18 protein-coding genes, 4 tRNA genes, 3 rRNA genes and 1 riboswitch are annotated in these 23,845 nt (G+C 55.5%); of the genes, 20 read left to right on the top strand and 5 right to left on the bottom strand.

Features of this window, described 5'->3' with window-relative positions; translation table 11 throughout:
• Nucleotides 1-67 precede the first annotated feature (67 nt).
• Both fabR and DBR02_RS09795 read left to right on the top strand, forming a co-directional pair.
• A complete protein-coding gene (gene fabR / locus DBR02_RS09800) occupies nucleotides 68-706 on the top strand; it encodes an HTH-type transcriptional repressor FabR (RefSeq protein WP_003862059.1) in 639 nt (212 codons plus the stop codon).
• Nucleotides 707-715: 9 nt separating this feature from the next.
• Nucleotides 716-1,075 (top strand): YijD family membrane protein, encoded by a 360-nt coding sequence (locus DBR02_RS09795; protein WP_006808647.1) that lies wholly within the window; start codon nucleotides 716-718, stop codon nucleotides 1,073-1,075.
• A 90-nt stretch (nucleotides 1,076-1,165) separates the two neighbouring features.
• Here the strand turns inward: DBR02_RS09795 and trmA are convergent, their stop codons facing one another.
• Complete coding sequence (gene trmA, locus DBR02_RS09790) at nucleotides 1,166-2,266, bottom strand: tRNA (uridine(54)-C5)-methyltransferase TrmA (protein ID WP_063865469.1); 1,101 nt, start codon at nucleotides 2,264-2,266, stop codon at nucleotides 1,166-1,168.
• 104 nt (nucleotides 2,267-2,370) lie between these two features.
• Nucleotides 2,371-2,545, top strand: a riboswitch (cobalamin riboswitch).
• Between the two features lie 66 nt (nucleotides 2,546-2,611).
• Here trmA and btuB point away from each other — a divergent pair.
• The 9 genes from btuB (at nucleotide 2,612) to DBR02_RS09740 (ending at nucleotide 10,962) form a co-directional block, all read left to right on the top strand.
• Nucleotides 2,612-4,462, top strand: coding sequence for a TonB-dependent vitamin B12 receptor BtuB (gene btuB, locus DBR02_RS09785; RefSeq protein WP_107534210.1), 1,851 nt, complete (start codon nucleotides 2,612-2,614; stop codon nucleotides 4,460-4,462).
• A complete protein-coding gene (gene murI, locus DBR02_RS09780) occupies nucleotides 4,407-5,258 on the top strand; it encodes a glutamate racemase (protein ID WP_107534208.1) in 852 nt (283 codons plus the stop codon). Before btuB ends, murI begins: the two co-directional genes overlap by 56 nt.
• Nucleotides 5,259-5,644: 386 nt before the next feature.
• Nucleotides 5,645-7,186 (top strand): 16S ribosomal RNA (locus DBR02_RS09770).
• Between the two features lie 70 nt (nucleotides 7,187-7,256).
• Nucleotides 7,257-7,333: transfer RNA gene (locus DBR02_RS09765), tRNA-Ile, on the top strand.
• Between the two features lie 38 nt (nucleotides 7,334-7,371).
• Nucleotides 7,372-7,447: transfer RNA gene (locus tag DBR02_RS09760), tRNA-Ala, on the top strand.
• 170 nt (nucleotides 7,448-7,617) lie between these two features.
• Nucleotides 7,618-10,521 (top strand): 23S ribosomal RNA (locus DBR02_RS09755).
• A 64-nt stretch (nucleotides 10,522-10,585) separates the two neighbouring features.
• Nucleotides 10,586-10,701 (top strand): 5S ribosomal RNA (gene rrf / locus DBR02_RS09750).
• The 16S, 23S and 5S rRNA genes sit together here with 4 tRNA genes alongside, the layout of an rRNA operon.
• Nucleotides 10,702-10,756: 55 nt before the next feature.
• Nucleotides 10,757-10,833 (top strand) — tRNA-Asp (locus tag DBR02_RS09745).
• A 53-nt stretch (nucleotides 10,834-10,886) separates the two neighbouring features.
• Nucleotides 10,887-10,962: transfer RNA gene (locus DBR02_RS09740), tRNA-Trp, on the top strand.
• Between the two features lie 99 nt (nucleotides 10,963-11,061).
• Here DBR02_RS09740 and hdfR read toward each other — a convergent pair.
• Nucleotides 11,062-11,883: an HTH-type transcriptional regulator HdfR gene (gene hdfR, locus DBR02_RS09735; protein WP_063449988.1), complete on the bottom strand. Its 822-nt coding sequence runs from the start codon at nucleotides 11,881-11,883 to the stop codon at nucleotides 11,062-11,064.
• Between the two features lie 118 nt (nucleotides 11,884-12,001).
• On the opposite strand from hdfR, the gene DBR02_RS09730 reads away from it, so the two are divergent.
• Nucleotides 12,002-12,340 carry a DUF413 domain-containing protein gene (locus DBR02_RS09730; RefSeq protein WP_006808641.1) on the top strand — a complete coding sequence of 113 codons (339 nt, stop codon included), beginning with the start codon at nucleotides 12,002-12,004 and terminating at the stop codon, nucleotides 12,338-12,340.
• A gap of 27 nt (nucleotides 12,341-12,367) precedes the next feature.
• On the opposite strand, the gene DBR02_RS09725 is transcribed toward DBR02_RS09730, so the two are convergent.
• Entirely contained in the window at nucleotides 12,368-13,888 is a 1,521-nt protein-coding gene (locus tag DBR02_RS09725; protein ID WP_107534206.1) for a YifB family Mg chelatase-like AAA ATPase, read from the bottom strand.
• Between the two features lie 338 nt (nucleotides 13,889-14,226).
• On the opposite strand from DBR02_RS09725, the gene ilvL reads away from it, so the two are divergent.
• The 7 genes from ilvL (at nucleotide 14,227) to ilvA (ending at nucleotide 20,777) form a co-directional block, all read left to right on the top strand.
• Nucleotides 14,227-14,325, top strand: coding sequence for an ilv operon leader peptide (gene ilvL / locus DBR02_RS09720; protein WP_001311244.1), 99 nt, complete (start codon nucleotides 14,227-14,229; stop codon nucleotides 14,323-14,325).
• An 86-nt stretch (nucleotides 14,326-14,411) separates the two neighbouring features.
• Nucleotides 14,412-14,462: a peptide IlvX gene (gene ilvX / locus DBR02_RS26870; RefSeq protein ID WP_166792073.1), complete on the top strand. Its 51-nt coding sequence runs from the start codon at nucleotides 14,412-14,414 to the stop codon at nucleotides 14,460-14,462.
• 2 nt (nucleotides 14,463-14,464) lie between these two features.
• Nucleotides 14,465-16,111, top strand: a complete 1,647-nt coding sequence (ilvG, locus tag DBR02_RS09715) for an acetolactate synthase 2 catalytic subunit (protein WP_107534204.1) — start codon at nucleotides 14,465-14,467, stop codon at nucleotides 16,109-16,111.
• Nucleotides 16,108-16,371, top strand: coding sequence for an acetolactate synthase 2 small subunit (ilvM, locus tag DBR02_RS09710; RefSeq protein ID WP_003860184.1), 264 nt, complete (start codon nucleotides 16,108-16,110; stop codon nucleotides 16,369-16,371). Before ilvG ends, ilvM begins: the two co-directional genes overlap by 4 nt.
• Nucleotides 16,372-16,389: 18 nt before the next feature.
• On the top strand, nucleotides 16,390-17,319 hold the full coding sequence (gene ilvE / locus DBR02_RS09705) for a branched-chain-amino-acid transaminase (RefSeq protein WP_003860182.1): 930 nt from the start codon (nucleotides 16,390-16,392) through the stop codon (nucleotides 17,317-17,319).
• Between the two features lie 60 nt (nucleotides 17,320-17,379).
• Nucleotides 17,380-19,230, top strand: a complete 1,851-nt coding sequence (ilvD, locus tag DBR02_RS09700; RefSeq protein ID WP_028014820.1) for a dihydroxy-acid dehydratase — start codon at nucleotides 17,380-17,382, stop codon at nucleotides 19,228-19,230.
• 2 nt (nucleotides 19,231-19,232) lie between these two features.
• Nucleotides 19,233-20,777 carry a threonine ammonia-lyase, biosynthetic gene (gene ilvA / locus DBR02_RS09695; protein WP_107535636.1) on the top strand — a complete coding sequence of 515 codons (1,545 nt, stop codon included), beginning with the start codon at nucleotides 19,233-19,235 and terminating at the stop codon, nucleotides 20,775-20,777.
• Here ilvA and ilvY read toward each other — a convergent pair.
• The gene (gene ilvY, locus DBR02_RS09690) at nucleotides 20,774-21,664 is read right to left on the bottom strand and encodes an HTH-type transcriptional activator IlvY (RefSeq protein ID WP_063449990.1); all 891 of its coding nucleotides are present in this window, start codon (nucleotides 21,662-21,664) and stop codon (nucleotides 20,774-20,776) included. The two genes, ilvA and ilvY, sit on opposite strands and share 4 nt — an antisense overlap.
• 152 nt (nucleotides 21,665-21,816) lie before the next feature.
• Between ilvY and ilvC the strand changes: the two genes are divergently transcribed.
• Complete coding sequence (ilvC, locus tag DBR02_RS09685) at nucleotides 21,817-23,292, top strand: ketol-acid reductoisomerase (protein WP_063865878.1); 1,476 nt, start codon at nucleotides 21,817-21,819, stop codon at nucleotides 23,290-23,292.
• 38 nt (nucleotides 23,293-23,330) lie between these two features.
• Here the strand turns inward: ilvC and trmL are convergent, their stop codons facing one another.
• Nucleotides 23,331-23,804: a tRNA (uridine(34)/cytosine(34)/5-carboxymethylaminomethyluridine(34)-2'-O)-methyltransferase TrmL gene (trmL, locus tag DBR02_RS09680; protein ID WP_022649772.1), complete on the bottom strand. Its 474-nt coding sequence runs from the start codon at nucleotides 23,802-23,804 to the stop codon at nucleotides 23,331-23,333.
• Nucleotides 23,805-23,845 lie beyond the last annotated feature (41 nt).

Below are 23,845 nucleotides of genomic sequence, written 5' to 3'. Positions count from 1 at the left end.
CCAGGTAAACAGATTAATTTTATTCTCTGGTATAGTGCCAACGGGCCTTTGGAAGGATTCAACTATCGTGATGGGCGTAAGAGCACAACAAAAAGAGAAAACCCGGCGTTCGCTGGTGGAAGCCGCATTCAGTCAACTGAGTGCTGAGCGGAGTTTTGCCAGTTTGAGCCTGCGTGAAGTGGCGCGCGAGGCCGGGATTGCGCCAACGTCCTTCTATCGTCATTTCCGTGATGTGGATGAACTGGGCCTGACCATGGTCGACGAGAGCGGTTTAATGCTGCGCCAGCTTATGCGTCAGGCGCGTCAGCGTATCGCCAAAGGCGGCAGCGTGATCCGCACCTCCGTATCGACATTTATGGAATTTATCGGCAATAACCCTAACGCGTTTCGCCTGCTATTGCGTGAGCGTTCCGGGACGTCAGCCGCGTTTCGTGCCGCCGTCGCGCGTGAAATTCAGCATTTCATCGCGGAACTTGCCGACTATCTGGAACTCGAAAACCATATGCCGCGTGCGTTTACCGAAGCACAGGCTGAGGCGATGGTGACGATTGTGTTCAGCGCGGGTGCCGAAGCGCTGGACGTCAGCATTGAACAACGTAAGCAACTCGAAGAGCGACTGGTATTGCAGCTGCGGATGATTTCTAAAGGTGCGTACTACTGGTATCGCCGTGAACAAGAGAAGTTGGCACATCAAAACGATGAGTGAAGGTGAGTAATGAAACAGTCAGGTCAGGATAAAGGAACGCTGTTGCTGGCATTGATCGCTGGCTTATCCATTAATGGTACGTTTGCGGCGGTTTTCAGCTCAATTGTACCGTTCTCGATTTTCCCGATTATCGCGCTGGTGCTGACGGTGTACTGCCTGCATCAACGTTATCTGAACCGCACCATGCCTGTCGGGTTACCGGGGCTGGCCGCAGCCAGTTTTATCCTGGGTGTGCTGCTGTACAGCACCGTGGTGCGTGCGGAATACCCGGATATTGGCTCTAACTTCCTGCCTGCGGTACTGTCCGTGGCGCTGGTGTTCTGGATTGGCTCTCGTATGCGTAGCCGCAAGAGCCAGTTGCCAGAATAAAGGGTTTTGTCATTGTAGGCCGGATAAGCGAAGCGCCATCCGGCTTTTTTGGCAGGTGGCGCTTCGCTTACCTGCCCTACAAGATTCACATCACTTTGCAGTAAGCAGTACGCCGCACTCCATATGGTGCGTATACGGGAACTGATCGAACAGCGCCAGACGTTCAACCTTGTGCGTCTGGCTCAATGTTTCCAGATTCTTGCACAGCGTCTCCGGGTTACAGGAGATGTACAAAATACGCGGGTACGCCTGCACCATCTTCTCGGTTTCGCTGTCCAGCCCGCTGCGTGGCGGATCGACAAAAATCGTCTCGCACTGGTAGCTCTTCAAATCAATGCCTTGCAGGCGGTTAAACTCACGTACGCCATTCATCGCCTGGGTGAACTCTTCTGCCGCCATACGAATGATTTGCACGTTATCGATGTGGTTAGCGGCAATGTTGTACTGCGCGGCCGCCACCGACGGTTTGGCAATTTCCGTCGCCAGCACGCGATCGAAGTTACGCGCCAGCGCCAGCGAGAAGTTACCGTTACCGCAGTACAGTTCCAGCAGATCGCCCGTCGACCCTTCCGTCGCGTTCAGCGCCCATTCCAGCATCTGCACGTTCATGGCGGCGTTCGGCTGGGTGAAGCTGTTCTCCACCTGACGGTAAACCATCTCTTTACCCGCTACCGGCAGACGCTCATCGACGTAATCCTGGTCCAGCATGATTTTGGTTTTGGTCGCGCGGCCAATCAGGTGCACGTTGATGTTCTGCGCGCGCAGCGCATCGCGCAGGGCTTCGGCCTGCTCGCGCCATTCGTCGGTCAGCGCTTTGTGGTACAGCAGAGAGACAATGGCCTGATTGCTTTGGGTGGTCAGGTAGTCTATCTGGAACAGCTTGTTGCGCAGCACTGGATTGTTACGCACGCCGTCAATCATCAGCGTCATCAGCTGGTTTATCAGTTCACTTGCCGCCGGAAAACTGTCTACGCGAATGCGGGATTTCGTCTGCTGATCGAAAATGATGTGGTACAGGTCATCGCCATCGTGCCAGATGCGAAACTCGGCGCGCATACGGTAGTGGCTGACCGGAGAACGAAACACCTCAGGAACGGGCGCGTTGAATGGCGTCATCATACTTTGCAGGCGGACAACTTTTTCTGCCAGCTGTGCGTCGTACTGTTCTGTCGGGAGGTGTTCTGGGGTCATGATGCATCCTGAGTGAGAAAGAATTACGCGGGGATTGTAGGGATTGTGCAGGGGATGTCCAGATTTAATGGCTAATAGCTATCTGGACATCTATACGTGTCTAATTGTAGCATTCTGTTTCCGGTCTCCTGAGAGTGAAAAGGGAATCCAGTGCAAATCTGGAGCTGACGCGCAGCGGTAAAGACTGGCGGGATGAACGTTGTAGACACTGTGAATACGGGAAGTCTTCATCCATAAACGCCACCCAGCCCGAAGACCTGCCGGAACCACGTCGCATTTGGTTTCATCATCGCGTGCTATCGATGGGGCCTGCGGCATCCTTCTTATATTATGGATGCTTTAACAATGATTAAAAAAGTATCGCTGTTGACGGCTTTTTCCGTCACGGCATTTTCGGGCTGGGCGCAGGAAAGCGCTGACTCGTTGGTGGTGACAGCAAACCGTTTCGAACAACCGGCAAAAACTGTTCTGGCTCCGACATCCGTCGTGACGCGTGAGGATATTGAACGCTGGCAGGCAACGAGCGTTGTGGAAATCATGTCACGCCTGCCGGGCGTGGACATCGCACAAAGCGGTGGGATGGGGTCGACCTCTTCTACGTTTATTCGCGGTACGGAATCCCGTCATGTTCTGGTGCTGATTGATGGCATCCCCCTGAACAATGCCGGGATCAGCAACGTTCCCGACTTAAGTCAGATCCCGACCTCGCTGATTCAGCGTATTGAGTACATTCGCGGCCCGCGTTCGGCGCTGTACGGCTCCGACGCGATTGGCGGCGTGATTAACATCATTACCGGGCGCGATAAGCCGGGCGCGGAAATTTCTGCGGGCGTTGGTTCAAAGGGGTATCAAAACTATAACGGTGCCTTCCAGCAGGTGTTCGATAAAACGAAAATCACCATGGCCGGGGATTACACCTATACCCGTGGTTTTGATATTGCCGCAAAAGATGCCCCGCGCCAGCCAGACCGCGATGGTTTTATGAGTAAATCTCTGTTTGGCTCGGTGGAACAGCAGTTTACCGACAGCGTCAGCGGGTTCTTCCGTGGCTTTGGCTACGATAACCGCTCTGCGTACGACGGTTACGATCACTATGGCGCGACCGGCATTGACGGGCGTCCGGACACGCGTCAGGTCTACAGCCAGAACTGGGACACCGGGTTGCGTTACAACCAGGGTATTTTCCAGTCACAGCTGGTGGCAGGCTATGGCCGCAGCAAAGACCAGAACTATGATCCGAAAAAAGGCCGCTACGCTGACTCCGCAACCATGGATGACGTGAAGCAGTACACCACCCAGTGGCTGAATACGGTTGAAGTGGGGCACGGCAATATCGGCGCGGGTCTGGACTGGCAGAAGCAGAAAACCCAGGCGGGAACGGGCTATCTGGAAAAAGGTTACGAACAGCGTAACACCGGCGTGTTCCTTTCAGCGATGCAGCAGTTCAACAGCGTGACGCTGGAAGCGGCGGCGCGTAATGACGATAACTCTAACTTTGGCAATCATGCCACCTGGCAGACCAGCGCCGCGTGGGAGTTCATCGACGGGTATCGCATCATCGGTTCTTACGGCACAGCGTATAAAGCGCCGACCATGAGCCAGATCCACAGTAAGGATTACGGCAATCCGGACCTGAAGCCAGAAGAGAGTAAGCAGTGGGAAGGCGGTTTTGAAGGCCTGACGGGGCCAGTAAACTGGCGCGTGACGGGCTATCGTAATGATATTGATAACCTGATTAACAGCGACCCGCGGACTTACCGTTATTACAACGTGGATGAGGCTCGCATCAAAGGGATTGAGGCGACGGCGCAGTTCGATACCGGACCGGTAGGGCACCAAATTTCTTATGACTACGTTGACCCGCGCAATGCGAAAACCAACGAAGTCCTGGCGCGTCGCTCAAAGCAGCAGGTTAAGTATCAGCTTGACTGGCAGGCGTGGGACCTTGACTGGAATCTGGCGTACCGTTATCTGGGCACCCGCTATGACGTTGCCGTTGATCCCAATACCTATGCAACAGAACGCGTAAAAATGGGCGGCGTCAGCCTGTGGGATGTCGCGGTTTCATATCCTGTCACCTCTCATCTCACAGTTCGTGGTAAAATAGCCAACCTGTTCGATAAAGATTACGAGACAGTTTATGGCTACGAAACTGCAGGACGGGAATACACCTTGTCTGGCAGCTACACCTTCTGATCCGCGTCCCACCGTGCTGGTGTTTGATTCCGGCGTCGGTGGGCTTTCAGTCTATAATGAGATTCGGCAGCTCCTGCCGGATCTCCATTACATCTACGCCTTCGATAACGTCGCGTTCCCGTATGGGGAAAAGAGTGAAGACTTTATCGTTGAGCGCGTGGTTGAAATCGTTACCGCGGTTCAAAAGCGCTACCCCCTGGCGCTGGCGGTCATTGCCTGCAATACGGCAAGCACGGTCTCTCTTCCTGCCCTGCGCGAAAAATTCCCGTTCCCGGTTGTGGGCGTTGTGCCGGCAATTAAACCTGCTGCGCGTCTGACGGCGAACGGCATCGTGGGTTTGCTGGCGACGCGCGGTACTGTAAAACGTCCTTATACGCGCGAGCTTATTGAGCGCTTTGCCAATGAATGCCAGATCGCCATGCTCGGTTCCGCGGAGCTGGTGGAAATGGCGGAAGCGAAGCTGCACGGCGAGACGGTCTCGCTTGAAGAGCTGCGCCGCATTCTGCGTCCATGGCTGCGGATGCAGGAACCCCCGGATACGGTTGTTCTTGGATGTACCCATTTCCCGCTGTTACAGGAAGAGCTATTAAAGGTCTTGCCTGAAGGAACCCGGCTGGTAGATTCCGGTGCGGCGATTGCGCGTCGGACGGCCTGGCTGCTGGAACACGAGGCGCCGGATGCGAAATCAGCGGAAGCGAACATCGCTTTCTGTATGGCGATAACAAAAGAAACTGAACAACTTTTACCCGTTTTACAGCGTTACGGCTTCGAAACGCTCGAAAAACTGGCGCTATAGCACGGTTTTGAGCAAAAAAGAGACGGTTGAACGTTTTTTTTCAAAGAGGGGTTGTCAACGTCTGAGAACTCCCTATAATGCGCCTCCACTGACACGGAACAACGGCTTACAGGCCGCCGGGACAGCGGGGTTCAGAGATGAACGCCAACAGAGAAAAGTAAAAATAATTGCTTGACTCTGAATGAGGAAAACGTAATATACGGGACCTCGCAACGGTGAGCTGAAAGCCGCGTTGCAACTGCTCTTTAACAATTTATCAGACAATCTGTGTGGGCACTCAAAGTGACATGGATTCTTAATGTCTTCGGACACTAAATGAATACCAAGTCTCAACGAGTGAACACGTAATTCATTACGAAGTTTAATTCATTGAGCATCAAACTTTTAAATTGAAGAGTTTGATCATGGCTCAGATTGAACGCTGGCGGCAGGCCTAACACATGCAAGTCGAACGGTAACAGGAAGCAGCTTGCTGCTTCGCTGACGAGTGGCGGACGGGTGAGTAATGTCTGGGAAACTGCCTGATGGAGGGGGATAACTACTGGAAACGGTAGCTAATACCGCATAACGTCGCAAGACCAAAGAGGGGGACCTTCGGGCCTCTTGCCATCGGATGTGCCCAGATGGGATTAGCTAGTAGGTGGGGTAACGGCTCACCTAGGCGACGATCCCTAGCTGGTCTGAGAGGATGACCAGCCACACTGGAACTGAGACACGGTCCAGACTCCTACGGGAGGCAGCAGTGGGGAATATTGCACAATGGGCGCAAGCCTGATGCAGCCATGCCGCGTGTATGAAGAAGGCCTTCGGGTTGTAAAGTACTTTCAGCGGGGAGGAAGGTGTTGAGGTTAATAACCTCAGCAATTGACGTTACCCGCAGAAGAAGCACCGGCTAACTCCGTGCCAGCAGCCGCGGTAATACGGAGGGTGCAAGCGTTAATCGGAATTACTGGGCGTAAAGCGCACGCAGGCGGTCTGTCAAGTCGGATGTGAAATCCCCGGGCTCAACCTGGGAACTGCATTCGAAACTGGCAGGCTAGAGTCTTGTAGAGGGGGGTAGAATTCCAGGTGTAGCGGTGAAATGCGTAGAGATCTGGAGGAATACCGGTGGCGAAGGCGGCCCCCTGGACAAAGACTGACGCTCAGGTGCGAAAGCGTGGGGAGCAAACAGGATTAGATACCCTGGTAGTCCACGCCGTAAACGATGTCGACTTGGAGGTTGTGCCCTTGAGGCGTGGCTTCCGGAGCTAACGCGTTAAGTCGACCGCCTGGGGAGTACGGCCGCAAGGTTAAAACTCAAATGAATTGACGGGGGCCCGCACAAGCGGTGGAGCATGTGGTTTAATTCGATGCAACGCGAAGAACCTTACCTACTCTTGACATCCAGAGAACTTAGCAGAGATGCTTTGGTGCCTTCGGGAACTCTGAGACAGGTGCTGCATGGCTGTCGTCAGCTCGTGTTGTGAAATGTTGGGTTAAGTCCCGCAACGAGCGCAACCCTTATCCTTTGTTGCCAGCGGTTAGGCCGGGAACTCAAAGGAGACTGCCAGTGATAAACTGGAGGAAGGTGGGGATGACGTCAAGTCATCATGGCCCTTACGAGTAGGGCTACACACGTGCTACAATGGCGCATACAAAGAGAAGCGACCTCGCGAGAGCAAGCGGACCTCATAAAGTGCGTCGTAGTCCGGATTGGAGTCTGCAACTCGACTCCATGAAGTCGGAATCGCTAGTAATCGTGGATCAGAATGCCACGGTGAATACGTTCCCGGGCCTTGTACACACCGCCCGTCACACCATGGGAGTGGGTTGCAAAAGAAGTAGGTAGCTTAACCTTCGGGAGGGCGCTTACCACTTTGTGATTCATGACTGGGGTGAAGTCGTAACAAGGTAACCGTAGGGGAACCTGCGGTTGGATCACCTCCTTACCTTAAAGAACCTGCCTTTGTAGTGCTCACACAGATTGTCTGATGAAAAACAGCAGTAAAAAACCTCTACAGGCTTGTAGCTCAGGTGGTTAGAGCGCACCCCTGATAAGGGTGAGGTCGGTGGTTCAAGTCCACTCAGGCCTACCAAATTTGCAACGCAAATTTGAAGAGGTTGTTTATACGATGGGGCTATAGCTCAGCTGGGAGAGCGCCTGCCTTGCACGCAGGAGGTCTGCGGTTCGATCCCGCATAGCTCCACCATCTTTTACTGCGAACACAAGAAAACTTCAGAGTGAACCTGAAAAGGTGCACTGCGAAGTTTTGCTCTTTAAAAATCTGGATCAAGCTGAAAATTGAAACGACACACAGCTCATGTGTGTCCGAGTCTCTCAAATTTTCGCAATCAGAAGTGAAACATCTTCGGGTTGTGAGGTTAAGCGACTAAGCGTACACGGTGGATGCCCTGGCAGTCAGAGGCGATGAAGGACGTGCTAATCTGCGAAAAGCGACGGCGAGGTGATATGAACCTTTGACCCGTCGATGTCCGAATGGGGAAACCCAGTGCAATCCGTTGCACTATCGTTAACTGAATACATAGGTTAACGAGGCGAACCGGGGGAACTGAAACATCTAAGTACCCCGAGGAAAAGAAATCAACCGAGATTCCCCCAGTAGCGGCGAGCGAACGGGGAGCAGCCCGGAGTCTGAATCAGCTTGTGTGTTAGTGGAACGGTCTGGAAAGTCCGACGGTACAGGGTGATAGTCCCGTACACGAAAACACACTTGTTGTGAACTCGAAGAGTAGGGCGGGACACGTGGTATCCTGTCTGAATATGGGGGGACCATCCTCCAAGGCTAAATACTCCTGACTGACCGATAGTGAACCAGTACCGTGAGGGAAAGGCGAAAAGAACCCCGGCGAGGGGAGTGAAAAAGAACCTGAAACCGTGTACGTACAAGCAGTGGGAGCCTCTTTATGGGGTGACTGCGTACCTTTTGTATAATGGGTCAGCGACTTATATTCTGTAGCAAGGTTAACCGTATAGGGGAGCCGAAGGGAAACCGAGTCTTAACTGGGCGTTAAGTTGCAGGGTATAGACCCGAAACCCGGTGATCTAGCCATGGGCAGGTTGAAGGTTGGGTAACACTAACTGGAGGACCGAACCGACTAATGTTGAAAAATTAGCGGATGACCTGTGGCTGGGGGTGAAAGGCCAATCAAACCGGGAGATAGCTGGTTCTCCCCGAAAGCTATTTAGGTAGCGCCTCGTGAATTCATCTTCGGGGGTAGAGCACTGTTTCGGCTAGGGGGCCATCCCGGCTTACCAACCCGATGCAAACTACGAATACCGAAGAATGTTATCACGGGAGACACACGGCGGGTGCTAACGTCCGTCGTGAAGAGGGAAACAACCCAGACCGCCAGCTAAGGTCCCAAAGTCATGGTTAAGTGGGAAACGATGTGGGAAGGCACAGACAGCCAGGATGTTGGCTTAGAAGCAGCCATCATTTAAAGAAAGCGTAATAGCTCACTGGTCGAGTCGGCCTGCGCGGAAGATGTAACGGGGCTAAACCATGCACCGAAGCTGCGGCAGCGACACTATGTGTTGTTGGGTAGGGGAGCGTTCTGTAAGCCGTTGAAGGTGGCCTGTGAGGGTTGCTGGAGGTATCAGAAGTGCGAATGCTGACATAAGTAACGATAAAGCGGGTGAAAAGCCCGCTCGCCGGAAGACCAAGGGTTCCTGTCCAACGTTAATCGGGGCAGGGTGAGTCGACCCCTAAGGCGAGGCCGAAAGGCGTAGTCGATGGGAAACAGGTTAATATTCCTGTACTTGGTGTTACTGCGAAGGGGGGACGGAGAAGGCTATGTCAGCCGGGCGACGGTTGTCCCGGTTTAAGCATGTAGGCGGAGGTTCCAGGTAAATCCGGTACCTTTTAACGCTGAGGTGTGATGACGAGGCACTACGGTGCTGAAGTGATAAATGCCCTGCTTCCAGGAAAAGCCTCTAAGCATCAGGTAACACGAAATCGTACCCCAAACCGACACAGGTGGTCAGGTAGAGAATACCAAGGCGCTTGAGAGAACTCGGGTGAAGGAACTAGGCAAAATGGTGCCGTAACTTCGGGAGAAGGCACGCTGATATGTAGGTGAAGTCCCTGCGGACGGAGCTGAAATCAGTCGAAGATACCAGCTGGCTGCAACTGTTTATTAAAAACACAGCACTGTGCAAACACGAAAGTGGACGTATACGGTGTGACGCCTGCCCGGTGCCGGAAGGTTAATTGATGGGGTTAGCGGCAACGCGAAGCTCTTGATCGAAGCCCCGGTAAACGGCGGCCGTAACTATAACGGTCCTAAGGTAGCGAAATTCCTTGTCGGGTAAGTTCCGACCTGCACGAATGGCGTAATGATGGCCAGGCTGTCTCCACCCGAGACTCAGTGAAATTGAACTCGCTGTGAAGATGCAGTGTACCCGCGGCAAGACGGAAAGACCCCGTGAACCTTTACTATAGCTTGACACTGAACACTGGTCCTTGATGTGTAGGATAGGTGGGAGGCTTTGAAGCGTGGACGCCAGTCTGCGTGGAGCCAACCTTGAAATACCACCCTTTAATGGCTGGTGTTCTAACGTAGACCCGTAATCCGGGTTGCGGACAGTGTCTGGTGGGTAGTTTGACTGGGGCGGTCTCCTCCCAAAGAGTAACGGAGGAGCACGAAGGTTGGCTAATCCTGGTCGGACATCAGGAGGTTAGTGCAATGGCATAAGCCAGCTTGACTGCGAGCGTGACGGCGCGAGCAGGTGCGAAAGCAGGTCATAGTGATCCGGTGGTTCTGAATGGAAGGGCCATCGCTCAACGGATAAAAGGTACTCCGGGGATAACAGGCTGATACCGCCCAAGAGTTCATATCGACGGCGGTGTTTGGCACCTCGATGTCGGCTCATCACATCCTGGGGCTGAAGTAGGTCCCAAGGGTATGGCTGTTCGCCATTTAAAGTGGTACGCGAGCTGGGTTTAGAACGTCGTGAGACAGTTCGGTCCCTATCTGCCGTGGGCGCTGGAGAATTGAGGGGGGCTGCTCCTAGTACGAGAGGACCGGAGTGGACGCATCACTGGTGTTCGGGTTGTCATGCCAATGGCACTGCCCGGTAGCTAAATGCGGAAGAGATAAGTGCTGAAAGCATCTAAGCACGAAACTTGCCCCGAGATGAGTTCTCCCTGAGACTTTAAGTCTCCTGAAGGAACGTTGAAGACGACGACGTTGATAGGTCGGGTGTGTAAGCGCAGCGATGCGTTGAGCTAACCGATACTAATGAACCGTGAGGCTTAACCTTACAACGCCGAAGATGTTTTGGCGAAGAGACAGATTTTCAGCCTGATACAGATGAACAGAATTTGCCTGGCGGCTTTAGCGCGGTGGTCCCACCTGACCCCATGCCGAACTCAGAAGTGAAACGCCGTAGCGCCGATGGTAGTGTGGGGTCTCCCCATGTGAGAGTAGGGAACTGCCAGGCATCAAATTAAGTAGTGAGCCGGTGCATTAATCCGGTGGTTACAGAAGTATTCGGTGGAGCGGTAGTTCAGTCGGTTAGAATACCTGCCTGTCACGCAGGGGGTCGCGGGTTCGAGTCCCGTCCGTTCCGCCACTTATTAAGACATTAAGCCTGCCCTCCCGGCAGGCTTAATGGCAAAAAACTTTAGGGGCGTAGCTCAGTTGGTAGAGCACCGGTCTCCAAAACCGGGTGTCGCGAGTTCGAGTCTCTCCGCCCCTGCCATATAGAATCCTTTGCTTCGGCAAAGGATTTTTTTTGCCTGCAAAACGGCTGAAATCCCTTCTGAAGACTAAGCAGCCTGCGTCTCCGCAGGCTTTTGCGTTAATCCAGTATGCTGGTTTTTAACAGATCTTTTATCTGCGATTGCTTGTCGCTGTTTTGCAGCCAAATGGCATACAGCGGCCTGGAGAGCGTCGTCGAATCGGTAACAACGTGGAGTGCAGATTTATTATCCGCCCAGCGAACAGGTAGCCACGTGCAACCCTTCAGTGCGGGAAGTTGCTGGCAGGCGATCTCCGCAGAGCTTGTCGTGAGCTGCGGGATATCATCGCTGGCAATTAACCCCGTCTCATGCTGCTGAAAGTCAGGTCCCCATTCCAGGCGTAAATAATTAAGGTCAGCCTTCATCATTGCAGGCTCCGATGCATAGAGCGCCAGACTAAACTGTCCAACAATCTGGCTGCTAAATTCGTCCATCTTGGGGGCTTCTGTGGTGATCAGCAGATCCAGCTGACGTTCGTGGAGTTGCTTAACCAGCGACTGACGTTGCGCAATCCTCGCCTCAAATTGCAGATGATTATGTGTACGATATAGCCGCATAAGCCACTGGCTGAGCATGCATTCCCACAGTGATGCGCTGGCACCGATAGAGAATTCATTGTGCCGGGAGGTGTGCGCAACCTCCTTTCGCGCCGCCTGCCAGGTATTCATCAAGGTTTCTGCATACGGCAGCAGTTTTTCACCGGCTGGCGTTAAGCGGATATTGTTGCGATGACGGGTAAAAAGGTTCACACCCAGTTGATTTTCCAGTTGTCGAATACGAAAACTGACTGCTGACTGCGTCAGGTAGAGGGCTTCAGCTGCTCGCCCAAAGTGTCGCGTTCTGCTCACTTCGAGGAAAGTTTTTAGCAATTCCGTATCCACATCTTTCTCCACAAAATTATTTGTCGTTATGATTTAAATGTTTTGTTTTACACTCTGTCAAGCGTAACTAATACTCCGCGCCATAAATAGCTCGGCCAAAGAATTAGGAGCGTGTAGGATGGCGGAAAGCTTTACGACGACTAATCGTTTTTTCGACAATAAACATTATCCGCGCGGGTTCTCTCGTCACGGCGATTTCACTATCAAAGAAGCTCAACTTCTTGAGCGCCATGGTTATGCCTTCAACGAGCTGGATCTGGGTAAACGTGAACCGGCAACCGAAGATGAAAAACAGTTTGTCTCTGTTTGCCGTGGTGAGCGTGAGCCGCAGTCTGATGCAGAACGTGTATGGATCAAGTATATGGCTCGCATCAAGCGTCCTAAGCGTTTCCATACGCTGTCTGGCGGTAAGCCGCAGATGGAAGGTGCAGAAGACTACACCGAGTCTGACGATTAAGAAGAGAAGGGGCTACGGCCCCTTTTTTTACGCCAGCATTTTTTGCAGATGCAGCAGCAGCCGATCGATCGCACGGTAGCTTAATGCCTCCTGCAAATGCCGCCTCTCAATTCCGGGGCAGCCTTCTACGTCCGCGACGGTGCGCGCGACTTTCAACAAACGCTGCCACGCGCGAATGGATAGTCCAAACCGCGTCAGCGTCTCCTCCAGCCAGCCTGCATCTTCGGCATTAAGAGAACAAAACTGTCGGATCCCGGCGTTATCCAGGCGGGCATTCAGCCTGTTTTGTCGAGCATACTGCCGCGCCTGTGCCGCAATGACCCGTTCGCGTACCGCTGCTGAGCTTTCGCCTCTAATACCGCTTTGCCTCAACAGACCGGGCGGTGGCAGGGGGATCTCCAGAGATAAATCAAAACGGTCGAGAAAGGGCCCGGACAGCTTACTCAGATAGCGCAGCGTCTGCTCCGGCGTACAGCGGTTATGGTTTCCCTGATAATGGCCCGTTGGGCTAGGGTTCATCGCGGCGACCAGCTGAAACTGCGCAGGGTAGCTTATTTTGGCGCGTGTACGAGAGAGATGGATCTCGCCGGATTCAATCGGTTCCCGCAATGCATCCAGCACGCGGCGTTCAAACTCAGGCAGTTCATCCAGGAACAGAATGCCGTTGTGTGCCAGAGAGATTTCACCCGGTCCGGGAATCGACCCTCCGCCCACCATCGCGGTAAGAGACGCACTGTGGTGCGGCGAGCGGAAAGGGCGGCGGCGCCACTGTTTATGCAACGACGTAGAACTGACCAGGCTAAATATCGCGGCGCTTTCCAGCGCTTCGTGATTATTGAGGGGGGGCAGCAGGCCGTTCAACCTGCTCGCCAGCATCGTTTTCCCCGTGCCCGGCGGTCCTATCAGTAACAGGTTATGCCCGCCCGCGGCAGTAATCTCTAACGCCCGCTTACCCTGGTCCTGACCCATAATATCGCTGAGATCCTCAGTTGAATCTGGCGCCACCTCCTCCTTCTCCTGCGGTTCGGCAAGTTCGTGTCGACCTTCCAGCCAGGCGCAAACCTCCTGCAAATGTCCCGCAATCAGGCATCCCTTTTCGGCGATAAGGCTTACTTCAGAGGCGTTTTCATTGGCTACAATGATTTGTCTTCCCGCACGTATGGCTTCAAGCGCACTCGATATTGCACCGGGAACGCCCCTTAACGCGCCTGTAAGCGCTAATTCACCCACGAACTCGCACGAGCTTAGCCCTGTCGTGTTGAGCTGTTCAGAAGCCGCGAGAAGCGCTATAGCAATAGGTAAATCATATCGCCCACCCTCCTTTGGCAAATCAGCGGGTGCCAGGTTAATGGTGATCTTCTTCGCGGGAAAAGCATAACCGCTATTGATAATGGCGCTGCGCACGCGATCCCTCGCCTCTTTAACGGTGGTTTCCGGTAAGCCGACCAGCGTCAATCCGGGCAGGCCATTGCTTAAATGAACCTCTACAGAGATGAGCGGGGCCTTCACTCCGATAGCCGCGCGTGTATAAACAACTGACAGTGACATAAGCCCTCCTTGGCGGTGACTATGCCAGTCTCGCGTTTTTCTGTTTAGCGTTAAATCGCTGATTTACGACGCGCGTTCATGCTTTTTAGCAGCAAAATGTAAACGTTACATGCTAGCGGAAGCCGCCTCGCAAAAAAGAAATCATGCTCGCCCTGCCTGAAGAATCAGGAAAAAAATGAAAAATCTTCATTTCTATTTTTTCCCTATATAAAACAACGCTTTTCAAAGAAATAGTTCGCATGCTAAAGAAATGGGTCATAAAAAAATCTTGTGTCAGATGAAATATCTGTGGTAACTCTTTAGGTATTCCTTCGAACAAGATGCAAAAAGAACTGAAAATGACAGCCCTTCTACGAGTGATTAGCCTGGTCGTGATTAGCGTGGTGGTGATTATTATCCCACCGTGCGGGGCTGCACTTGGACGAGGAAAGGCTTAAGAATCAAGCCTTAACGAACTAAGACCCCCGCACCGAAAGGTCCGGGGGTTTTTTTATGACTAAAAAACTTAAATGAGGAGCAGAGAATGACGACTAGCACAAAATTCTGTTTCTCCAGGTTTATGACGGGGAACTGACTATGAATGGGGCACAATGGGTAGTACATGCGTTGCGCGCGCAGGGAGTTGAAACCGTATTCGGTTATCCGGGTGGCGCAATTATGCCGATTTACGATGCACTGTATGACGGCGGCGTGGAACACCTGTTGTGCCGGCACGAGCAGGGCGCAGCGATGGCCGCCATCGGCTATGCCCGTGCCACCGGTAAAACCGGCGTCTGTATGGCAACCTCGGGCCCTGGCGCAACGAACCTGATTACCGGCCTGGCTGACGCACTGCTCGATTCCGTTCCCGTGGTGGCGATCACCGGCCAGGTGGCCTCACCGTTCATCGGCACCGATGCCTTCCAGGAAGTGGACGTGCTCGGTTTATCGCTGGCCTGTACTAAGCACAGCTTCCTCGTTCAGTCCCTCGAAGAGCTGCCGCGCGTGATGGCCGAAGCGTTCGAGGTTGCCAGCTCTGGCCGTCCTGGCCCGGTTCTGGTGGATATCCCGAAAGATATCCAGGTTGCACCTGGCGATCTGGAGCCGCATTTCTCTACCGTGAAAAGCGACGATGCGTTTCCGCATGCAGACGTTGAAGAGGCGCGTCAGATGATGGCGCAGGCGAAGCAGCCGATGCTGTACGTCGGCGGCGGGGTGGGTATGGCGCAGGCTGTTCCGGCGCTTCGCGCGTTCATTGCGACCACGCAAATGCCCGCCACCTGTACCCTGAAAGGCCTGGGCGCAGTCGACGCGGACTACCCGTATTACCTGGGTATGCTGGGAATGCACGGTACTAAAGCGGCAAACCTGGCGGTGCAGGAGTGCGACTTGCTCATCGTCGCAGGCGCCCGTTTCGACGACCGCGTCACCGGCAAGCTGAATACCTTCGCGCCGAATGCCAAAGTGATCCATATGGATATCGATCCGGCGGAGATGAACAAACTGCGTCAGGCGCACGTGGCGTTGCAGGGCGATCTTAACGCGCTGTTACCGACGCTGGAGCAGCCGCTGGATATCAACGCATGGCGTCAGCACACCGCAGATATGCGCGCTGAGCATGCCTGGCGTTACGATCACCCAGGCGATGCCATCTACGCGCCGCTGCTGTTGAAGCAGTTGTCCGACCGTAAACCCGCCGACAGCGTGGTGACGACGGATGTGGGCCAGCATCAAATGTGGTCAGCCCAGCACATGACCTATACCCGCCCGGAGAACTTCATCACCTCCAGCGGCTTAGGCACAATGGGCTTTGGCCTGCCGGCAGCCGTAGGCGCACAGGTGGCCCGCCCGAACGATACCGTGATCTGTATCTCCGGTGACGGCTCCTTCATGATGAACGTTCAGGAGCTCGGCACCGTGAAGCGCAAGCAGTTACCGCTGAAGATCGTGTTGCTCGATAACCAGCGTTTAGGGATGGTTCGCCAGTGGCAGCAGCTGTTCTTCCAGGAGCGTTACAGCGAGACAACCCTGACCGATAACCCCGATTTCCTCACCCTGGCCAGCGCCTTCGGCATTCCTGGCCAGCACATCACCCGTAAAGACCAGGTTGAAGCGGCACTCGACACCATGCTGTCAAGCGAAGGGCCATACCTGCTTCATGTCTCAATCGACGAGCTTGAGAACGTCTGGCCGTTGGTACCGCCCGGTGCCAGTAACTCACAAATGCTGGAGAAATTATCATGATGCAACATCAGGTCGCCGTGCAGGCTCGCTTCAACCCGGAAACGTTAGAACGCGTATTGCGCGTGGTCCGTCACCGTGGCTTTCAGATTTGCTCTATGAATATGGAAACGGCCACCGACGCGCAGAACATCAGTATCGAATTAACCGTTGCCAGCCCGCGGCCGGTCGACTTACTGTTTAGTCAGTTATCAAAGCTGGTAGACGTTGCCCATGTTGCCATCTGCCAGAGCACAACCACATCACAACAAATCCGCGCTTGAGCGTGACAGGACGAAAAAATGACGACAAAAAAAGCTGATTACATTTGGTTCAATGGTGAGATGGTTCGCTGGGAAGACGCGAAAGTTCACGTGATGTCCCATGCGCTGCACTACGGTACCTCCGTGTTTGAAGGCATCCGTTGCTACGATTCTCACAAAGGGCCAGTGGTGTTCCGCCATCGCGAACACATGCAGCGTCTGCATGACTCAGCCAAAATTTATCGTTTCCCGGTCTCTCAAAGCGTTGATGAGCTGATGGAAGCCTGCCGCGAAGTGATTCGCCAGAACAAACTGACCAGCGCCTATATTCGCCCGCTGGTCTTCGTGGGTGACGTGGGCATGGGCGTGAACCCGCCGGCCGGTTACAACACCGATGTGATCATTGCTGCGTTCCCGTGGGGCGCCTACCTGGGCGCAGAAGCACTGGATCAGGGGATCGACGCAATGGTTTCTTCCTGGAACCGCGTGGCGCCAAACACCATCCCAACCGCCGCTAAAGCGGGCGGTAACTACCTCTCCTCACTGCTGGTCGGCAGCGAAGCGCGCCGCCACGGCTATCAGGAAGGCATCGCACTCGACGTGAACGGCTACATTTCTGAAGGCGCGGGCGAAAACCTGTTTGAAGTAAAAGACGGCATTCTGTTTACCCCGCCGTTCACCTCTTCCGCGCTGCCGGGCATCACCCGCGACGCCATCATCAAGCTGGCGAAAGATCTGGGTATCGAAGTGCGCGAGCAGGTGCTCTCCCGCGAATCCCTCTACCTGGCAGACGAAGTGTTCATGTCCGGTACCGCGGCTGAAATCACGCCGGTTCGCAGCGTCGACGGTATTCAGGTGGGTGAAGGCCGCTGTGGTCCGGTGACCAAACGCATCCAGCAAGCCTTCTTCGGCCTCTTCACCGGCGAAACAGAAGACAAATACGGCTGGTTGGATCAGGTTAATCACTAAATATAAATGTGGGACGGCACGCACCGTCCCATTAAATAGTCAGACGGGAGTCAATAAAGCATGCCTAAGTATCGTTCAGCCACCACCACCCACGGCCGTAACATGGCGGGTGCCCGCGCATTGTGGCGCGCCACCGGAATGACCGACGCCGATTTCGGCAAGCCAATTATCGCCGTGGTGAACTCCTTCACCCAGTTTGTACCGGGCCACGTGCATCTGCGCGATCTCGGTAAGCTGGTTGCCGAGCAAATCGAAGCCTCCGGCGGCGTGGCGAAAGAGTTCAACACCATTGCGGTGGATGACGGTATCGCAATGGGCCACGGGGGAATGCTCTATTCACTGCCGTCGCGCGAGCTGATCGCCGACTCGGTGGAGTATATGGTCAATGCCCATTGCGCCGATGCGATGGTCTGTATCTCCAACTGCGACAAAATCACCCCGGGGATGCTGATGGCCTCCCTGCGTCTGAACATTCCGGTGATCTTCGTCTCCGGCGGTCCGATGGAGGCGGGTAAAACCAAGCTCTCCGACAAAATCATCAAGCTCGACCTGGTCGATGCGATGATCCAGGGCGCAGACCCGAAAGTCTCTGACGAGCAGAGCGATCAGGTGGAACGCTCCGCGTGCCCGACCTGCGGCTCCTGTTCCGGCATGTTCACGGCCAACTCCATGAACTGCCTGACCGAAGCGCTGGGACTTTCTCAGCCGGGCAACGGCTCGCTGCTGGCGACCCACGCCGACCGTAAGCAGCTGTTCCTCAACGCCGGTAAACGTATCGTTGAGCTGACCAAACGCTACTACGAGCAGGACGATGCCAGCGCGCTGCCGCGCAATATCGCCAGTAAAGCGGCGTTCGAAAACGCCATGACGCTGGATATCGCCATGGGCGGCTCCACCAACACCGTTCTGCATCTGCTGGCCGCCGCGCAGGAAGCCGAAATCGACTTCACCATGAGCGACATCGACAAGCTCTCCCGCAAAGTGCCGCAGCTGTGTAAAGTCGCGCCGAGTACCCAGAAGTACCACATGGAAGACGTGCACCGTGCCGGTGGCGTCATCGGTATCCTGGGCGAGCTGGATCGCGCCGGGCTGCTGAACCGCGACGTGAAAAACGTCCTCGGCCTGACGCTGCCGGAATCGCTGGATCAATACGATGTAATGCTGACCAAAGACGACGCGGTGAAAAAGATGTTCCGCGCCGGTCCGGCGGGTATTCGCACCACCCAGGCGTTCTCGCAGGATTGCCGCTGGGACACGCTGGATGACGACCGCGCTGAAGGCTGCATCCGCTCGCTGGAGCACGCCTACAGTAAAGACGGTGGTCTGGCCGTGCTGTACGGTAACTTTGCGGAAAACGGCTGCATCGTGAAAACCGCAGGCGTGGACGACAGTATCCTGAAATTCACCGGTCCGGCGAAAGTGTACGAAAGCCAGGACGAGGCGGTAGAAGCTATCCTCGGCGGCAAAGTGGTGGAAGGCGACGTGGTTGTCATTCGCTACGAAGGGCCGAAAGGCGGTCCGGGCATGCAGGAGATGCTCTACCCGACCACCTTCCTGAAATCGATGGGCCTCGGTAAAGCCTGCGCGCTGATCACCGACGGCCGTTTCTCCGGCGGCACGTCTGGACTCTCCATCGGCCACGTCTCCCCGGAAGCGGCAAGCGGCGGCAACATCGCGATCATCGAAGATGGCGACCTGATCGAAATCGACATTCCGAATCGCGGCATTCAGCTGAAGCTGAGCGACCAGGAGATTGCGGCCCGTCGTGAAGCGCAGGAAGCGCGCGGCGACAAAGCCTGGACGCCGAAAGATCGCCAGCGTGAAGTCTCCTTCGCCCTGCGCGCCTACGCGAGCCTTGCAACCAGTGCAGATAAAGGCGCGGTGCGCGATAAATCTAAACTTGGGGGCTAATGATGGCCGAGTCACAACCCTTATCCGCCGCCCCTGAGGGGGCGGAATACCTGAGAGCGGTGCTACGCGCACCGGTCTATGAAGCCGTGCAGGTCACGCCCCTGCAAAAAATGGAAAAACTCTCCTCGCGCCTCGACAACGTCATTCTGGTGAAGCGCGAAGACCGCCAGCCGGTGCACAGCTTTAAGCTGCGCGGTGCCTACGCGATGATGGCGGGGCTGACGGATGAGCAGAAAGCACGCGGCGTCATTACCGCGTCGGCGGGCAACCACGCGCAGGGCGTGGCGTTCTCCTCGGCCCGTTTAGGGCTGAAGGCGCTGATCGTGATGCCGGTTGCCACCGCGGATATCAAAGTCGACGCGGTGCGCGGTTTTGGCGGGGAAGTGCTGCTCCACGGCGCGAACTTTGACGAAGCCAAAGCCAAAGCGATTGAGCTGGCGCAGCAGCAGGGTTTCACCTGGGTGCCGCCGTTCGACCACCCGATGGTGATTGCCGGGCAGGGCACGCTGGCGCTTGAGCTGTTGCAGCAGGATGCCCATCTCGACCGCGTCTTCGTCCCGGTGGGCGGCGGCGGGCTGGCGGCAGGCGTGGCGGTGCTGATCAAACAGCTAATGCCGCAGATCAAGGTGATTGCAGTTGAAGCGGAAGACTCTGCCTGCCTGAAGGCGGCGCTGGACGCCGGACATCCGGTGGATCTGCCGCGCGTCGGGCTGTTTGCCGAGGGCGTGGCGGTGAAGCGCATTGGCGATGAAACGTTCCGTCTGTGCCAGGAGTATCTGGACGATATCGTCACCGTCGACAGCGACGCCATCTGCGCGGCAATGAAAGATCTGTTCGAAGATGTACGTGCGGTGGCGGAGCCGTCCGGCGCGCTGGCGCTGGCGGGGATGAAAAAATACATCGCCCAGCACCACGTTCGCGGCGAGCGTCTGGCGCACGTGCTGTCGGGTGCCAACGTCAACTTCCATGGCCTGCGCTACGTTTCCGAGCGCTGCGAGCTGGGCGAACAGCGTGAAGCGCTGCTGGCGGTGACCATTCCGGAAGAGAAGGGCAGTTTCCTGAAGTTCTGCCAGCTGCTGGGGGGACGCTCGGTAACGGAGTTCAACTACCGCTTTGCCGATGCCAAAGATGCCTGCATTTTTGTCGGCGTGCGTCTGAGCCGGGGCGTGGAGGAGCGTAAAGAGATCCTCAGCCTGCTGCATGAAGGCGGCTACAGCGTGGTCGATCTCTCCGACGATGAAATGGCGAAGCTGCACGTGCGCTATATGGTCGGCGGGCGTCCCTCGAAACCGCTCCAGGAACGCCTGTTCAGCTTCGAGTTCCCGGAATCACCGGGCGCGCTGCTCAAGTTCCTGCACACGCTGGGCACGCACTGGAACATCTCCCTGTTCCACTACCGTAGCCACGGCACCGACTATGGCCGCGTGCTGGCGGCGTTCGAGCTGGGCGAGCACGAGCCGGATTTCGAAACGCGCCTGAACGAACTGGGCTATGAGTGCCATGACGAAACCCACAACCCGGCGTTCAGGTTCTTTCTGGCAGGCTAGTGGTTTGGCAATATCTTCCAGAACGCATCAATAAGCGGCTCATGCAGCCGCTTTTTTTGCGCACATACGCCAAGCTCAAACGGCGTTTTCTCGTCGCTGCGCTCCAGAATCATCACGCGGTTGCGCACCGGCTCCGGGCTGTTTTCCAGCACCACTTCCGGCAGCAGCGCCACGCCGCAGCCGAGCGCTACCATTGAGACCATCGCCTCATGTCCGCCCACCGTGGCGTAAATAGACGGGTTGCTGATCTTCTGGCGGCGGAACCACAGCTCAATGCGGCGGCGCACCGGGCCCTGATCGGCCATGATAAACGGCACCGTGGACCAGTCTGGTTTCTCAACAGATATCTGATTACGCACCGGGCAGGGCAGCGCCGGAGCAATCAGCACCACCGCCAGATTCTCCAGCATCGAGAACGCCACCGCGCCCGGCAGCGTTTCGGGCTTCCCGGCAATGGCCAGATCCGCTTCGCCCGTCACCACTTTTTCCATGGCGTCGGCGGCATCGCCGGTAGTGAGTTTAATTTCAACCGACGGATGCTCCGCGCGGAAGCGGTCAAGAATGGGAGGAAGATGGCTATAGGCTGCTGTTACGGAGCAGAAAATATGGAGCTCACCAGAGAGCGACGGCCCCTTCTGGTCGATGGTGTGCCGCAGCTGCTGGTACTGCAACAAGGTTTGTTGGGCAAAAACCCGCAGCTCGTCGCCCGCTTCCGTAAGGGTAACGGTACGGTTATCGCGCACGAAAAGCGGCTGGCCGAGGTCTTCCTCAAGGCGCTGGATCTGGCGCGAAAGCGTGGAGGGGCTGACGTGCATCGCCCGGGCGCTGCGGCCAAAGTGACGGCTTTCCGCCAGGTGCAGGAACATTTTTAGATCGCGTAAATCCACCGATTCCACTCCCTCTTTTTTCATTGCAAAAACTGCAATGTGACGTTGTGAATATATCAATTTCCGCAATAAATTTCCTGTTGTAATGTGGGTACATTCTCGCAGAAACGCGAACCGAACAATAAGACACACAACATCACGAGGTATCACCCATGGCTAACTACTTTAATACACTGAACTTGCGCCAGCAGCTGGCGCAGCTGGGCAAATGCCGCTTCATGGCGCGCGATGAATTTGCCGATGGCGCGAGCTACCTTCAGGGTAAAAAAGTGGTCATCGTCGGCTGTGGCGCACAGGGCCTGAACCAGGGCCTGAACATGCGTGACTCCGGGCTGGATATCTCCTACGCCCTGCGTAAAGAAGCGATTGCCGAGAAGCGTGCTTCATGGCGTAAAGCGACCGAAAACGGCTTTAAGGTGGGTACCTACGAAGAGCTGATCCCGCAGGCGGATCTGGTGGTGAACCTGACGCCGGACAAGCAGCACTCTGACGTTGTGCGTTCTGTACAGCCGCTGATGAAAGACGGCGCCGCGCTGGGTTACTCCCACGGCTTTAACATCGTTGAAGTGGGCGAGCAGATCCGTAAAGACATCACCGTAGTGATGGTGGCGCCGAAGTGCCCGGGTACGGAAGTGCGTGAAGAGTACAAGCGTGGCTTCGGCGTACCGACGCTTATCGCAGTTCACCCGGAAAACGATCCGAAAGGCGAAGGCATGGCGATTGCCAAAGCCTGGGCTGCGGCCACCGGCGGCCACCGTGCGGGCGTGCTGGAATCTTCCTTCGTTGCGGAAGTGAAATCTGACCTGATGGGCGAGCAGACCATTCTGTGCGGCATGCTCCAGGCCGGCTCTCTGCTGTGCTTCGACAAGCTGGTGGAAGAAGGTACCGATCCGGCCTACGCAGAAAAACTGATTCAGTTCGGCTGGGAAACCATCACCGAAGCGCTGAAGCAGGGCGGCATTACGCTGATGATGGACCGTCTGTCCAACCCGGCAAAACTGCGCGCGTTCGCACTCTCTGAACAGCTGAAAACCATCATGGCGCCGCTGTTCCAGAAACACATGGACGACATCATCTCCGGCGAGTTCTCTTCCGGCATGATGGCGGACTGGGCGAATGACGACAAAAAACTGCTGACCTGGCGCGAAGAGACCGGTAAAACCGCGTTCGAAACCGCACCGCAGTACGATGGCAAAATCACCGAGCAGGAGTACTTCGACAAAGGCGTACTGATGATCGCGATGGTGAAAGCAGGCGTTGAGCTGGCGTTCGAAACCATGGTGGATTCCGGCATCATCGAAGAGTCGGCGTACTATGAATCACTGCACGAACTGCCGCTGATTGCGAACACTATCGCCCGTAAGCGTCTGTACGAAATGAACGTGGTGATCTCCGATACCGCCGAGTACGGTAACTACCTGTTCTCTTACGCATGCGTGCCGCTGCTGAAAGAGTTCATGACCACCCTGCAAGCAGGCGATCTGGGCAAAGCGATTGCGGAAGGTGCGGTTGATAACGCGCAGCTGCGTGACGTAAACGAAGCGATTCGCAGCCATGAAATCGAGAAAGTGGGCCAGAAACTGCGCGGCTACATGACCGATATGAAACGCATCGCGGTAGCAGGCTAAATACGACGAATCGGGTGGCGCAAGCCACCCGAAGTGTTTCAGCTACGCAGTATCGCGCCGGGATATCCCAGCTGGCGCCACGCCTCATACACCACCACCGACACCGCATTCGACAGGTTCATGCTGCGGCTGTCCGGCATCATCGGAATACGAATTTTTTGCTCGGCTGGCAGGGCATCCAGAATGGTGGCCGGCAGGCCGCGGGTTTCCGGACCAAACATCAGATAATCCCCGTCCTGATAGCTTACGGCGCTGTGCGCTGGCGTACCTTTGGTGGTCAGGGCGAACATGCGCTGCGGCTTCTCGGCGTCCAGAAACGCGGCGTAATCGTGATGACGAACGACGGCAGTAAACTCATGGTAGTCCAGCCCGGCGCGGCGCAGGCGTTTGTCGTCCCACGTGAAGCCCATCGGCTCAATGATGTGCAGACGAAAACCGGTGTTGGCGCACAGGCGGATGATATTGCCGGTATTGGGTGGGATTTCTGGTTCGAATAAGACGATGTTAAGCATGCTGCCCCCTTAATTGCGGGGGGCAGAATAGCAGAAAAGAG

The organism is Enterobacter cloacae complex sp., assembly GCF_900322725.1.
GTDB classification, from domain to species: Bacteria; Pseudomonadota; Gammaproteobacteria; order Enterobacterales; family Enterobacteriaceae; genus Enterobacter; species Enterobacter quasihormaechei.
Note: the sequence above shows the minus strand (reverse complement) of the source record. Positions and strands in the feature narration are given on the sequence as shown.

What these genes read in the sequence shown, in the direction of transcription:
- DBR02_RS09795 (WP_006808647.1), top strand. Translation starts at nt 716, where the DNA reads ATGAAACAGTCAGGTCAGGATAAAGGAACGCTGTTGCTGGCATTGATC.
- trmA (WP_063865469.1), bottom strand. Translation starts at nt 2,266, where the DNA reads ATGACCCCAGAACACCTCCCGACAGAACAGTACGACGCACAGCTGGCA.
- btuB (WP_107534210.1), top strand. Translation starts at nt 2,612, where the DNA reads ATGATTAAAAAAGTATCGCTGTTGACGGCTTTTTCCGTCACGGCATTT.
- murI (WP_107534208.1), top strand. Translation starts at nt 4,407, where the DNA reads ATGGCTACGAAACTGCAGGACGGGAATACACCTTGTCTGGCAGCTACA.
- DBR02_RS09730 (WP_006808641.1), top strand. Translation starts at nt 12,002, where the DNA reads ATGGCGGAAAGCTTTACGACGACTAATCGTTTTTTCGACAATAAACAT.
- DBR02_RS09725 (WP_107534206.1), bottom strand. Translation starts at nt 13,888, where the DNA reads ATGTCACTGTCAGTTGTTTATACACGCGCGGCTATCGGAGTGAAGGCC.
- ilvL (WP_001311244.1), top strand. Translation starts at nt 14,227, where the DNA reads ATGACAGCCCTTCTACGAGTGATTAGCCTGGTCGTGATTAGCGTGGTG.
- ilvG (WP_107534204.1), top strand. Translation starts at nt 14,465, where the DNA reads ATGAATGGGGCACAATGGGTAGTACATGCGTTGCGCGCGCAGGGAGTT.
- ilvM (WP_003860184.1), top strand. Translation starts at nt 16,108, where the DNA reads ATGATGCAACATCAGGTCGCCGTGCAGGCTCGCTTCAACCCGGAAACG.
- ilvE (WP_003860182.1), top strand. Translation starts at nt 16,390, where the DNA reads ATGACGACAAAAAAAGCTGATTACATTTGGTTCAATGGTGAGATGGTT.
- ilvD (WP_028014820.1), top strand. Translation starts at nt 17,380, where the DNA reads ATGCCTAAGTATCGTTCAGCCACCACCACCCACGGCCGTAACATGGCG.
- ilvA (WP_107535636.1), top strand. Translation starts at nt 19,233, where the DNA reads ATGGCCGAGTCACAACCCTTATCCGCCGCCCCTGAGGGGGCGGAATAC.
- ilvC (WP_063865878.1), top strand. Translation starts at nt 21,817, where the DNA reads ATGGCTAACTACTTTAATACACTGAACTTGCGCCAGCAGCTGGCGCAG.
- trmL (WP_022649772.1), bottom strand. Translation starts at nt 23,804, where the DNA reads ATGCTTAACATCGTCTTATTCGAACCAGAAATCCCACCCAATACCGGC.